The organism is Segatella copri, assembly GCF_026015465.1.
In the GTDB taxonomy this organism is placed as follows: Bacteria; Bacteroidota; Bacteroidia; order Bacteroidales; family Bacteroidaceae; genus Prevotella; species Prevotella copri_E.
The window spans coordinates 19,913-33,782 of sequence record NZ_JAPDUQ010000004.1 but is presented as its reverse complement, the minus strand read 5'-3'; the positions used below and the strand labels follow the sequence as shown (position 1 = coordinate 33,782).

General features: G+C 45.6%; 11 protein-coding genes. 5 read left to right on the top strand and 6 right to left on the bottom strand.

Annotation, left to right across the window (positions count from 1 at the left end; genetic code table 11):
• Positions 1–13: 13 nt before the first annotated feature.
• Complete coding sequence (locus ONT08_RS13475) at positions 14–493, bottom strand: PaaI family thioesterase (RefSeq protein ID WP_118080601.1); 480 nt, start codon at positions 491–493, stop codon at positions 14–16.
• A gap of 309 nt (positions 494–802) precedes the next feature.
• Between ONT08_RS13475 and ONT08_RS13470 the strand changes: the two genes are divergently transcribed.
• Positions 803–1,843: a carbohydrate porin gene (locus ONT08_RS13470; protein WP_264960184.1), complete on the top strand. Its 1,041-nt coding sequence runs from the start codon at positions 803–805 to the stop codon at positions 1,841–1,843.
• Positions 1,844–1,953: 110 nt separating this feature from the next.
• On the opposite strand, the gene ONT08_RS13465 is transcribed toward ONT08_RS13470, so the two are convergent.
• From ONT08_RS13465 to ONT08_RS13450, 4 genes are all read right to left on the bottom strand, one after another.
• Positions 1,954–3,222, bottom strand: a complete 1,269-nt coding sequence (locus ONT08_RS13465) for an ATP-binding protein (protein ID WP_264960183.1) — start codon at positions 3,220–3,222, stop codon at positions 1,954–1,956.
• A gap of 156 nt (positions 3,223–3,378) precedes the next feature.
• The gene (locus ONT08_RS13460) at positions 3,379–4,404 is read right to left on the bottom strand and encodes a lysylphosphatidylglycerol synthase transmembrane domain-containing protein (protein ID WP_118201124.1); all 1,026 of its coding nucleotides are present in this window, start codon (positions 4,402–4,404) and stop codon (positions 3,379–3,381) included.
• A gap of 311 nt (positions 4,405–4,715) precedes the next feature.
• Entirely contained in the window at positions 4,716–6,341 is a 1,626-nt protein-coding gene (gene pafA / locus ONT08_RS13455; protein ID WP_118255002.1) for an alkaline phosphatase PafA, read from the bottom strand.
• Positions 6,342–6,674: 333 nt separating this feature from the next.
• Positions 6,675–7,961, bottom strand: a complete 1,287-nt coding sequence (locus ONT08_RS13450) for an IS1380-like element IS942 family transposase (protein WP_264960182.1) — start codon at positions 7,959–7,961, stop codon at positions 6,675–6,677.
• Positions 7,962–8,100: 139 nt separating this feature from the next.
• Between ONT08_RS13450 and ONT08_RS13445 the strand changes: the two genes are divergently transcribed.
• The 4 genes from ONT08_RS13445 to ONT08_RS13430 all read left to right on the top strand — a co-directional run bounded on the left by ONT08_RS13445 (position 8,101) and on the right by ONT08_RS13430 (position 12,040).
• The gene (locus ONT08_RS13445) at positions 8,101–9,756 is read left to right on the top strand and encodes a carboxylesterase/lipase family protein (protein ID WP_182429287.1); all 1,656 of its coding nucleotides are present in this window, start codon (positions 8,101–8,103) and stop codon (positions 9,754–9,756) included.
• Positions 9,757–9,816: 60 nt separating this feature from the next.
• Positions 9,817–10,110 (top strand): hypothetical protein, encoded by a 294-nt coding sequence (locus tag ONT08_RS13440; RefSeq protein ID WP_117587460.1) that lies wholly within the window; start codon positions 9,817–9,819, stop codon positions 10,108–10,110.
• A 154-nt stretch (positions 10,111–10,264) separates the two neighbouring features.
• A complete protein-coding gene (locus tag ONT08_RS13435) occupies positions 10,265–10,729 on the top strand; it encodes a copper resistance protein NlpE (RefSeq protein WP_264960181.1) in 465 nt (154 codons plus the stop codon).
• Positions 10,730–11,035: 306 nt separating this feature from the next.
• Positions 11,036–12,040: a TerC family protein gene (locus ONT08_RS13430; protein ID WP_117587458.1), complete on the top strand. Its 1,005-nt coding sequence runs from the start codon at positions 11,036–11,038 to the stop codon at positions 12,038–12,040.
• Positions 12,041–12,238: 198 nt separating this feature from the next.
• Here the strand turns inward: ONT08_RS13430 and ONT08_RS13425 are convergent, their stop codons facing one another.
• Positions 12,239–13,717 carry an L-fucose/L-arabinose isomerase family protein gene (locus ONT08_RS13425; protein WP_264960180.1) on the bottom strand — a complete coding sequence of 493 codons (1,479 nt, stop codon included), beginning with the start codon at positions 13,715–13,717 and terminating at the stop codon, positions 12,239–12,241.
• Positions 13,718–13,870 lie beyond the last annotated feature (153 nt).

Genomic DNA, 13,870 nt, shown 5'->3' with positions numbered 1-13,870 from the left:
TAGAAAATGGATTTTACCCCATAACCTCCCCCTCTACCTTGCAGCAGTCGAACCCCATCTCCTTGGCTTTGTCAGGACCGAAGGTGAAGTAGATGGCTTCGCCCTCATCACAAACCTCGCCTTTAGAGTTCTCCAGAGTCAGGTGGATGGTGACGATGTTGCGGCGCTGGCTGGCGATGTGACCACGCACCGTAATCTGCGAATCGGTGGTCATCACAGGCTTCTTGTACTTCACGTTGAGCTGCATCGTCACACCCGTGGTCTGCAGTTTGCGGTTGATGACCCAGCCTGCCACTTCATCCATCAGCATACTGATGATTCCGCCATGCAGGGTATTGATCCAGCCCTGGTAATTCTCGCCGGGATTCCAGATGGTAAGTACATCCTCACCCTCTTCCCAAAACTCAAGATGCAATCCTACAGGATTGTTGGGGGCACAGCAAACGCAGTTGTAACCCTCCTTGTTCAAATATGGATTTAATATCTTCTTCATTTTCTAACTTTTTTAAACAATGCAAAGGTACGAATAATATCTGATAAGACAAAGTTTTTAAAAAATATTATTGTTGGTAGCCGTTTAATACCTAAAAATAAGGACTGAACAGAACCTTCCATCATATAAGAGAACCACAATACCTAGAAATAGGGATAGCAAAGATCACTTATCTATTTAGACTAATTAAAAATACTAATTATTAAGTATTGCAGGATTTTAAAATATCAAGTATCTTTGCAGCGTGAATTAGAAAGATGCTCGCAGACGGCGGGCAAGTGAACAAGAAATTATACAAAACATTAAGAAATGAAGAGAATTATTTTTATTATTTTAGGCTACATCAATATTTGCCTTGCTCATGCACAGAGCTTTAACGGACAATATATTTCTGAATGGCAATGGAACATGAACAAGAATACCAATCTGATCAATCAGCTGAGATTGGAACTGAGTGTTCCGATAGGAAAAGGAAAGGATTCGTTCGAGGCGGCAACGCTGCATGTAGCAAAGACCAACGATGGCATTATTGACGACTGGCAGGGTTTTTCGAACATAGATGCAGACAACAACTTCGCCATGCTTGCCGTGCTGGGCTACATGCACGAGTGGAATTCGTGCCATCTGTTTGTGGGTGTGAGAAACGTGAATGAGGATTTCTTTACCTCTGATGTTACGGCACTTTTCCTGAACAGCTCTGAGGGAATCTTCCCTACTGTTGCATCCAGCTATCCGATAGCCAACTATCCGTATTCGGGGCTGACCCTTTACTTTGATGTAACCAAGGGTGGATGGACTTTCAGAAACAGTCTGTATAACGGTGCAGGGTATAATGGCTGGAAAGCTCACGACAATCCTTTCCTGGTTCGCCCAAAGAAGGATGGAATCTTCAACATGTCGCAGTTGGAGTATGAACATAAAGGTGGAAAATATTTTGCGGGTGCTGCCGTCCATACCCGTCAATATCCGATCAACGAAGATGGCGAAATGGTTTCTTCCGATGAATCCAAGGGCAAAGTCACCTGTGCCTGGTGGATTTACGGAGAGCAGAGTGTATGGAAGGCTGGCGACAAGAACATTTCGTGCATGGTGCAGTATTCCGAGAACACCAGTCATCAGAATGCCTGCTACCGATACGCCGAACTGGGCGGCGCCTATCAGGACGAAAAGAACGAGTGCGGATTGTCGGGCCAGTACGCCCGCTTCCAGCAAGGTTCGGAATATTCGTTGGAAGTAACATGGAAAAGACAGCTGACGGAATCCATTTCCCTTCAGCCATCGTTCCAGTACATCAAAAACGACAATGGAGATTTCACGACTCTTAGTGCCCGACTATATGTCAGTTTCTAAAGGAAAGAGATAATTATCAAAAAGTGTACATCGTTTGACTTCAAAAAAAACAAACAATGTACACCTTTTTTATATGGTAAAATAACAGCTACCCACTATTCGGAATGAAACTATAGCATCTGAGACAATTCCCATGCCCTTACATGCGTAATACCCTTGCGAGAAGGCAACTGGAGATCATCAAGCGACACTACAACTTTTTCATAGTTATCTGCTATACATTCCAGCGGAGCATATTCACGCTCTATGGTCTGCTCATCTACAAGCATATAAGTGGCTTGTACATATATGGTACGATCGTTCTTGATGGCAACGAAATCAACCTCTTTATCCTTAATGCTACCCACATATATACCATATCCATGACGCAACAACTCTAGATAAACAAGATTCTCCAACAGATACCCAGCTCCATAGCCGAATCCGGCATAGAGATAATTTTTAAACGACAAATCGTTCATATAGTATTTACAACTGCCAGAAAGGATCTCCTTCCCTTTGATATTGTAGCGCAAAGCACGATGTGCAAGATAAACTTCTTCTATATATCCCAAATATAGAGATACTGTATCATACGAAGTCTTGCGTCCTTTGCTTTTTATGAAGTTGGTAATATTGGTAACAGAAAGAAGATTGGAAGAATTATTAACCAGATAGGCAAACAAATCTTCGAGCAGTCTTACATCGCGAATCGTATATCTGCGTATGATGTCTTTCAGTAATACCGTATCCTTCAATCCCGAAATATAGTTACGCTTTACATCGGAAGACTGGAAATGCACGAGTTCAGGATAACCTCCATCAGCCATATACGTCAAATAACTCTCTCTGCCGACAGGGAGTTGATGAATGCTAGCATATTCCCCGTAAGACAACGGGAATATGTGAAATTCCACATATCTACCAGATAGAAGAGTAGATAATTCTCCTGAGAACATCTTTGAATTAGAACCTGTGATAAATATCTCGTAATCTTCAGTATAATCCTGAGACAGCGAGTTGACTACACGTTCCCAACCATCAATATCCTGCACTTCATCTATAAAGATGTAGATTCGTCCTTCAGGCTTTAATTCCTCCCGGTACAGACGGATAAAATTGTCCAAATCCTTATAGTTCTCTATAAAATCGAATGCCGTTAGTTCACGGTTGATAAAGACAATATTATTGCTACTGACCCCCTGTTGCACAAGATGCATGGCAGTTTGACGCAATATATAACTTTTTCCCACACGTCGTTGTCCCGTAAGTACCTTCACCACCTTGCTGCCAAGATATGAAGCGACACTTTCGGTATAAAGCGGACGAGGAAAACCACAATCGATGGTGTTACCGAACCAAAGATTATACTTCTTTACTGATTCTATATTTTCGTTCATACTCGAATTTTTGTGCAAAGATAGCATTTTTTTCGTGTATAGACGAAAATATCTCTGTTTTTAACAAGATTTTCGTCTATAGACGAAAATATCCTTATTTCCATCATTTTTTTCGTCTATGGACGAAAATTTTGAAGTATCGAGATTGTTTCAATCTTATTTCCTTGCTATCCATTTCGGCAAGACCAGGGTGCCCATCACCAGGAAAGGGTAATAGAAGATGGCGCGCCAGAGCATGGCGGCAAGGATGGCTTCTGAGGCATCGGGCAGGAAATCAGCATAATAAAGGCGGAACATCAACTCTGCCACGCCACTTCCGCCAGGCGTAGGACTCAGAATGGAAATCATCCACATCACCCATTGGCGGCACCAAGCCACCAGCATGTTGCCCTGACAATGAAAGGCAATGAGAATAGCTACCACGATGGCGAATCTCGACAGCCACGCCAGGGAAGTATAACCCATCAGCTGCAACCAGAATCTTCCGCCCTCCAGCTTTGCCTCCTCCGAAGCCATCGTCATCTCCTCGGAAAACTTCTCTACCTTGGGCAGGAATCTGCGAAGGAAAGGAATCTTGCAGCATCCCTTCAATACCCAGCCCAGAATCTGAGGACGATGCAACAATAAGAGGTAGAGGATGGCCGTCCAGACAGCAACGATAAGGGTGCTGACGATGAAGATAACCTGCACTCCGCCCTTAATCCATTCGTTCGTAGCATCTACAGAAATCCCCACTCCATCAACCAAGCTGAACAAGAGATGCGACGGAACACAGAAATAGAGCAACACGCAACTGATGGCAAGAAAAGCCTCATCAGCCAGCAGGGCTGCAAACATGGTGAAGATACTTCTGCCCATAGAAACTCCCTCGCGATTGAGATAGACAAAAGCCAAACCACTTCCCCCCACCGCCGAAGGAGTGACGGCAGAAGTAAACTCGCAGAGCACATTGATGCGAAACGCCTCGGCAACGGATAACTTACGCTGGCAGAGATGACGGAAACGGAGGGTGAGCATCAGATTCTGGACCGCAAAGAGCAACACGCCCATTACTACCCCCAGAAAGAACCTGGGAGACAAATCTATCCTTCTCAGAACTTCCACATCAAACTCCCGAATCATCATTCCAACGATGACCACTAGTCCGATGGAAGCCGCCAACCATAAATGCCATTTTTTCATATTACTCTCAAAATAAAACTATACTTTTTATATATAGTAATATAACGATTAAATGGCCAATCTATTTTGTTGTCTGTCTATTAAATCAAAACTTCTACAGCTATATCATTCCAAGAGCGCACCAGAGTCTCCGCGGCTGCCGTATAGTTCATCTGCATCAACTCCCGAGATTGCATACTTCCGAAGAAGGTTATCATTTTTCCGATAAGAGCATATTAGAATACGATTAGAATAATGATGTTAGAATACGATTAGAGCCCTATTCCAAAATCGGAATCTCGGAATAGGGCTCAGAAACATAAAATCAAAATCTAGAATATCGGCTGACCTACGCAACCATTTGGCGCCTGCACATGAAGCAGGGCGGCGATGGTTGGCACAATATCGGTCATGAATGTCTGCCTGGTGGTTGCACCGTGCTGGATTCCACAACCCATGAAAATCAAAGGAATGTGGGTGTCGTATGGATTCCACTCACCATGATCGGTTCCCTTCATGCCGTGGGCATAGAAATTCGGCTTCAATACGATAGCCACATCACCGCTTCGCTCACGGTTGTAACCATTCACGATGCGCATCTTCACATCCTCAGGAATGCTCTCGGTCATCGTCTTCTCCATATCGCAGGCATACTGCACGCAACAGTCTTCCTTCAACACGTCCACCACGCTCTGCTTAATCTTGGCGAAATCCAACTTGTTTTTCTTGATGATGTTACGGTTGAAAAACACCTGATAGTTCATCACGGTCTTCACCAGATTGCCCACGTTAGGATACTCCTGAGCCAGGGTCTGATTCAGTTTCTCAGCCACCGCATCACCATCCCAATTACCCGCAGGAATGCGGCAGTCTTGCAGGAAACGGGCGTTGTTCATCGCTCCATGGTCGGCACTCAAGAAAACCAGATAATTTCCTTTGCCCACCTTCTCATCGAGATAAGAAAGGAAATCGGCTATCGCCTTGTCCAGACGCAGATAAGTATCCTCGGTCTCTACCGCATGAGTTCCCACCTGATGACCGATATAATCCGTGCTTGAGCAGCTTACTGCCAGCAAGTCGGTTTCATCATCTGCACCCAACTGCTCGCCGTCTATCGCCGCCTTTGCCAAATCAATCGTCAGCGAATTGCCGAAAGGAGTTTTGCGGATAATGCTGTAACCATATTTCTTATAAAGGGCTGGAAGATTGAGCGGCAGCGTAGCCTTCATGCCCTTGCGGATGCCATCCTCATACTCGTTCTCATCTTCCGTACTTTCAACGTAAGTATTCTCAGGATAGAGTGTGTTCCATTTTTCCGAGAGATAACGCTCTGGCAGATGCTGGTTGTTGAACGCGTCCACCCACTTCGGCAACTGGTTTATATAATAAGAACTGGTGATAAACTTTCCGCTCTCATCATCAAACCAGTAGGCACCGTTCGGATTATGACCTGCAGGAAGAATGGAAGCACGGTCTTTCAATGCCACTCCCACTACCTTGGCTCTGCCGTTGGATGCAATCTTCATCTCATCTCCGAGAGTCGTAACCCAGAGGTTTCTAGGCGACATCAAGCCCGCCTTGCTGTTGGAGCCCACCGGCTTCACGGTTTCATCATCCGTGCAATACACCTTCTTGCCATTCTTCACAAAATTGTTTCCGGCGATTCCGTGGATAGAAGGCACACTGCCTGTATAGAGACAAGTATGACCGATGGCGGTAACCGATGGAACATACGGAATACGGGTGTTTTCACAAGAGAAGCCCTCGTTGAGCAGTCGCTTGAATCCACCTTCACCATAGCGCTTCTGATAGCGATAGAGATAATCCCATCGCATTTGGTCAACCACGATGCCCACTACCAGTTTGGGGCGCTGAACGTTAGAAACATTCACCTGTTGGGCAGCAGCAGAGCCGCATCCCAGAAATGCCAACGCAATAAAACTAAATACCTTATTCATTTCTTTCTTCAAAAATACTGTAATACTTTTTACCGCTGCAAAGGTATTTAAAGGATGTTGCCATCGCGTTACAAAGAAATGAAAGAAGAGTGAAAGCAACGCCTTTTTACAAAAAGATTTTAAAAATGGGACTGAATAAGACAAGGTAACGATATTTTTATTATACCTCAAATCCGCAACCTATAGGGTTTAGTGGGATTTTGCTTGCAAAGCGACAAAATTCATTTTATCGTACATATTTCTTGCACAACAGAAATGTCGCAGACACAAAATCCCCTTACCCCATAAAGCGACTTGAGGTAATACGCTGGTTTAACCAGAAAAGCATGGTCTTTAACCAAAGTCTGTCTTGAACAGGTTGGCATAAGCATTGTTGTCTGAGTAAATGTTCAATACATGCCTACGTGATGTCTTAATCCATTTCGCAGGAACAGAGATGAACTTGAAAACAAAGGTCTTGATTCTGCTGGTGGCACGCAATCCAAATTCATGGGTTTTCAATCTCTGCATAATAGCTTTGTAGAAGTTTCTGATGAGAGCTGTCATAAGCAGGAATACAGTATTCTGTGCCATGAACGATTTTGGCAATCGATTCCAGCCAAAGTCATTGTTCATGTCATCGAAGATGCGTTCCTTGCCACCACGAAGATTGTAGAATTCCACGATGTCTCTTGCACTCGACTTGTAATCGTTAGTCAGTATACATCTGTAGGTATATTCGCCTTCCCAAATGTCAAGGTCTCCATCTATTCGCCTTTGTCTCTGTATGACAAGACGATACGGTTTTCCTTTCCATTTCTCAACAAGGATAGAATTCAACTCAAACTCAATACCGTTGATTTCAACAGTTTTCCATCCAGTTAAGGCAAACATGGAATCGTAGAAAGAAGAGCATCTGTTGGCACGAATATAAAAATACCTGCAATGAGCCTCTACCATATCTACGATTTCCTCCGAACATGAGCCGCAATCCATGCGGGCACGAGAAATATATATTTCCGAAGCCTCCAATCGCTTGAAGATTCTTTCCAAAGTTTCTTTTTGGTTGAAGCGCACGTTTGTGTTGCCGTCTCTATTTTCAATACCAACAATCATGTCGTTAATGACAGCTACACCTGGACTATAGCCCAAGAACTTCTTGTAGGTTGGTTTTGCATCATACTTCTCTGTTTCAATGAACTGATGGTCAAAGTCAAAATCATACTCTTGACCGGATTTCAATTGACCAGTAGCAAGCAGGGCATTGACCAGTAAGCAGTTCATCTTGTCTGCAGTATTGAAATCATAGGATTTGCCAGAAGCAGACTTATAGGTGATGCTCTTAAAGGTCAGTTCTTCGATAGCACGTAATATGGTGTCTGCGCTGCAAGTGCGAAGAGTTGGATGAAGAGATAAATGTTTCATCAGGTGAGTTGTAACATCCTCAATACATGAGCCACCACAAAGATATACGCACATCAGAGAGCGTAGAATCTCGCTATATTGATAACCAAACATAGTGCATCTCAATCCCAAGGTGGAATCTATGGTTTGAGCTAAAAGAGCATCAAATTGCTCCATAATCGAAAAAATTCCCCCAAAAGGAGTGAGTTTCTCAGATTTTATTTGTACTTTTGCCATGTCATTCAGAATTTTGTTTGTTTTTATTTTGCAACACTAAGATAAGTGAAATTTCTGACATGGCAAAATCCTGAGCAACTTTTTGTTGCTCAGGTGCTTATAAAAAATATTAAATTATAGTGTTGCGGAAATTAGAGATATGAAAAAACTACTCTTATCCATCGCCTTTCTGCTCCCTGGTATGGGAATGATGGCGCAGACTCAGGTAACGACTGCCAAAGGTATCCTCGAAGGAAAAGACCTCTCAGGCATCACAGTATTCAAGGGTATTCCGTTCGCTGCTCCTCCTGTAGGAAATCTCCGCTGGAAGGCTCCGCAGCCTGTACAGAAATGGCAGGGCGTTCGCGAGGCCAAGGAGTTCGGACCGAACCCGATGCAGGAACCTCTCTTCGGCGATATGAACTTCGGTACGAAGACCAACAGCGAGGATTGCCTCTACCTTAATATATGGACACCGGCAAAGACCATGAAGGAGCATCTGCCGGTACTCATTTATTTCAACGGCGGAGGACTGATGGCGGGTAGCGGAAGCGAACCTCGATATGCGGGCGATGCGATGGCACGCAAGGGCATCATCTCCATCACAGCCAACTATCGTGAGGGCATCTTCGGATTCTTCGCCCACCCACAGCTCTCTAAGGAAACATCCTACAAGGGTTCCGGCAACTATGGATTCATGGACCAGGTGGCTGCCATCCAGTGGGTAAAGGATAACATCGAGGCTTTCGGCGGCGACCCTAACCGCATCACCATCGTAGGCGAATCGGCAGGTTCCATGTCGGTCAGCGCCCTGATGGCTTCCCCTCTCTGTCAGGGACTCTTTGCCCAGGCAATGGGTTCCAGTGGTTCGGTGATGGGATTCAAGAAGGTGGCTACACAGAAGGAAGCCGAGGAGAAAGGAGTGCAGCTTGCCCAGAAAATAGCCGAGAAGATGGGTAAGGAAACCGGAAAGAAGGTGAAAAAGAACGTAGGAATGAAGAATCTCGACGACCTTCGTGCCCTTCCTGCCGAGAAATTGATGAAACTGGCAGGCGTAAGAGCGGTTCCGGTCTATAACATCGACGGATATTTCATGAAAGAACAGCCTGAAGAGGTCTTTGCCAAAGGCGAGCAGACCAAGGTACCTCTGCTCATTGGCGGTAACAACCAGGAGATGACTCCATGGGCGGTATTGATGGACAAGCAGCCTACCGTCGAGAATCTGAAGGCGGGTGCCAAGGCTACATTTGGAGAAGAGAACATCGAAGAACTCTTCCGCCTCTACGGCATCAACAGTGATAAGGATGTATTGGAGCAGCCGGGCGTGAACCTAGCTTCGGATATCTTCCTCGATTATTCTACATGGAAGTGGGGCAACATGCACAAGCTGACCGGCGGACAGCCTGTTTACCGCTACCGCTATTGCCATCCTCGTCCTGCTATGGCCATCAAGGGTAAGGTGGCTGCATTGGCTGGCGGCGTGGTAGATGCCAAGGAAGATGCGGCTCCTGCGCCACAAGACAAGGGAGCCGTTCATTCTGCCGACATCGAGTATGCAATGGGTACATTGCCAACCAACCGCGTGTTCAACTGGCAGCCGGAGGATTATATGATCAGCGACATCTTCAACCAGTATTACGTCAATTTCGTAAAGACCGGCAATCCGAATGGTCTGGGTCTGCCTGAGTGGCCATCCACCAACGGCAAGGCAGTAGCCCCTGTGCTTCAGATAGACGTGAATACTGTCGTAAAAACTGATGCCCAGATGGAGAAGCGCTATGATTTCATAGACAAACTGTTTTGGGAGAAGAAATAATTCTCTCATTACATTGAATCAATCGGAATACAGATTTCATTGAATAAACCAGAAATAGAGATGTTTCAGAAATTCATTATCAACAGAGACGGAGTACTGAAGTTCGGGCGTGTCTACCTGCACCGTGACATGCTGTCACCCGGCGAGCAATGCACCTACGGGGGCGGTTTGTGGAAGATAGATGAAGGCAGAGGCGCCATCGTACTCTACGGCAGAAGTTTCGACTTCGGCCCTCCCGATTTCGACTTTGTGAAACAGATAGACTGGACGGGCTTGGGCGGCACCCCTCGCCCGCTCTTCTATCTGCCTCATTGGCCTAGCGAAGAAGAGATTGTGCCAGTCATCATCAATTAAGAAAATAGTATAATATTCTATAATTTTCAGTGTAAAACTTGCGGATAACAGAATAAAACACTATTTTTGCGAAGAGAAATCCTTCTCGGGGAAAGTGCTCTCTAAGAGAAGAGATTCATTCCGTAAATAAGTAACAATTAAAAAGCAGTATAGTATGAAAAAGAAATTAGTTTTGACAGCAGCCGTCATCGCTGCATTATCAGTTGTCTCCTGCAATGGCAAGAAGACAAATAGCCAGGGGGCTAACCAGGATAGCCTCAGTTATGCTGAAAATGATTCGCTCAATTCCAACGATGTCATTCTCGATTCCATTGCCGGCACCTATGAGGGTACTCTCCCTGCTGCCGACTGTCCGGGCATCAAGACCGTTTTGACGCTCAACGCCGACAGCACCTACCAGTACTCAGCCGACTATCTGGAGCGCAAGGATGGTCACGACGAAGCGAGCGGTATCTTCAAGGTATTGGCTAACAACGTGGTAGAAATCACCCGTCCATCGAGCGGCGAGACCTCTTACTACAAGGTAAAGGATGCCAACAGCCTCATCATGACCGATTCGCTGGGCAATGAGCCTGAAGCCGCCATGGCTAAGCACTATGTGCTGACTAAGAAAAGGTAAAAGAGCCTTTAAAAGGTAAAAGGGTAAAAAGAGCCCCCTAGCTTAACATTCCGCTAGGCTCTTTTTACCTTTTTACTTTTTTACCTTTTTACCCTTTTACCTTTAAAACGCCTTTTTTGCCGGTTCTCACAGCGCCATTATTACAAACCTGTTACATTCCTGCCTTTCAAGTTAAAATCAATTAAGTTTTGCACCGGAACCTTCGCTATTCCAGATATTTTTCCTAATTTTGCGCCCACGTTTCTAACAGATGAAATGATTTTAAGATTCAATGGTATATACTAAATAGATTAAGGATAAAGAAAAATGGAACATGTTTTTACTGAATCGATGTTTTTGGTGGGATTCGTGATTTTCATCGCCGCCATACTCGTATTAGACATGCTGGTCATCGACCGAAAGGCACATGTGGTGTCTATCAAGGAAGCCGGTTCATGGACGGCTGTATGGATTATTCTCGCGCTCGCCTTCGCCGTATTCATCTATTTTCATGGCGACATGGTGCACGGCATCGAGAACTTCGACGACCTGAAGCAGATAGCCTCGCGCTATGCTTCGCATCTCAAACTGGACCCGAACGACTATGAGGGGAGTCTGCAGCAATACCGGCACTATATGACCATCTCCTACATCTCGGGTTATCTGATAGAGAAGACGCTCTCCGTAGATAATCTCTTCGTGATGATGATGATTTTCACCTCGTTCGGAGTGGACAAGAAAGATTACCAGCACGTACTGAACTGGGGTATTCTGGGAGCCATCGTGCTGCGCTTCGTCTTCATCTTCGCGGGTGCTGCGCTCATCAGCCGGTTCGCCTGGATATTACTCGTATTCGGAGGATTCCTGGTTTACAGCGGTGCCAAGATGTTCCTCAACAGAAACAAGAAGGAAGAGATCAATGCCCTGGAGCATCCGGTAGTGAAGTTCATGCAGAAGCGCCTGCATCTGGGTCCGCTGGTGATGACGGTGGTATTCATCGAGTTCTGCGACCTGATTTTCGCCTTCGACAGCATCCCAGCCGTATTCTCAGTATCGCTCGACCCGTTCGTGGTGTTCTTCTCGAATATCTTCGCCATCCTGGGCTTGCGTGCCCTCTTCTTCCTGCTGGCAGCGATAGCAGACAAGTTCCGCTATCTGAAGGTGGGTGTGAGTGTGCTGCTGGTGTTCATCGGTGTGAAGATGCTCATCCACGATTTCTTCGAGATTGATGCAGTCAGTTCGCTGGTATTCATCATCCTCGTACTGCTCGTCAGCATCGGGGCTTCGGTGGTGATTCCGCAGAAACAGGAAGCGTTGGAAAATACGAAATAAGCAAACCATTCGTAAAGGAGATTATCATCAGGTAATCTCCTTCCAGGAAAACATAAAAAGGGCGATTGTTATTCCCCACGCAAGGGATAAGCAATCGCCCTTATCTTTTATGAACTCAGTTTAGAAAGAAGAGCAAATGAATTGGCTTTCCCTTCGGCCGCCGAACTTTGTTTCTTCACTCTTCCCTCTTCACTCAATTTACTTCCAAGGATTCTCTGTTGGGTAAGGCAGGCTAGCTGGCTGGTTGTAAGCGATATCCTTGATGCCGAGATACTTGAATACCTCGAACAAGGTCTTACCTACGTGAGAGAATGCTACGGCTCCGTGGTGTGGATAACCCTTCTGAATCAATACGTGACGATAGAAGCGGCCCATCTCTTTGATGGCGAAGATACCGATACCACCGAATGAACGGGTAGGAACATCGAGAACCTCACCCTCTGCGATGTAGCTGCGGAGGTTACCCTCAGAATCGCACTGCAGACGGTAGAATGTGATGTCAGAAGCTGCGATATCACCCTCCAAAGTACCACGGGTGAAGTCTGGGATACCACCATTCTCCAACAAGCGGTTCTGGATGAGCTGATACTTGATCTTACGGCTTGAGCACATCTTGCACTGAGGAGTGTTACCGCAGTGGAAGCCCATGAAGGTATCAGTCAACTTATAGTCGTACTTGCCCTGAATATCCTCATCGTAGATGTACTTAGGAACTGAGTTGTTGATATCGAGCAATGTAACGGTATCGTCAGAAGCACACATACCGATGTACTCAGAGAGTGCACCATAGATATCTACCTCGCAAGCTACAGGAATGCCGCGGCTAACGAGACGGCTGTTTACATAGCAAGGCTCGAAACCGAACTGGCTTGGGAATGCAGGCCAGCACTTGTCAGCGAATGCTACATACTGGCGAGAACCCTTGTGAGCCTCTGCCCAGTCGAGCAATGTCAACTCAAACTGTGCCATTCTGCGGCTGAGGTCAGGATAGTAGCAGCCTTCGCCCATCTCCTTGGCCATATCAGCACAAACCTCGTCGATACGTGGGTCGTTCTCGTGCTCCTTGTAAGCTACGAGAAGGTCGAGCTCTGAGTTCTCCTCAATCTCAACACCGAGTTCGTACAAGCCCTTGATAGGAGCGTTGCAAGCGAAGAAGTCCTGTGGACGTGGACCGAAGGTGATAATCTTCAAACCCTTCAAACCGAGGATAACGCGAGCTACAGGAACGAAGTCCTGAATCATCTTAGCTACGTCCTCTGCTGTACCTACAGGATACTCAGGGATGTAACCCTTCAGGTGGCGCATGCCAAGATTGTAAGAGCAGTTGAGCATACCGCAGTAAGCGTCGCCACGACCATTGATCATGTCGCCGTCACCCTCAGCAGCTGCAACAAACATGCAAGGACCATCGAAGTTCTTTGCAATCAAAGTCTCAGGAGTCTCAGGACCGAAGTTACCGAGGAATACAACCAAAGCGTTGCAGCCCTGCTCTTTCACTTCGCCCAAAGCCTTGAGCATATCTTTCTCGTTTTCAACTGTAGTCTGGCAGTTGAAGATTTCACCCTTGTACTCTTTTACGATGTTCTCACGGCGCTGAGTAGAAAGCGCGATTGGAAAACAGTCACGGCTAACGGCAATAATACCGAGCTTTACTTGTGGAATGTTGTTGCTTACCATAATTAGTTTATTACTTAAGTTTTTTATAAATTGCTTATATTTATTACTTCTTATTGATTCATTATTGAGTTTGTTTGGCTGACAATTATTCATTGTTCCGAGCACAAAGGTACAAATATATTTTGTATCAACAAGCGTTTTAAGGAATTTTTA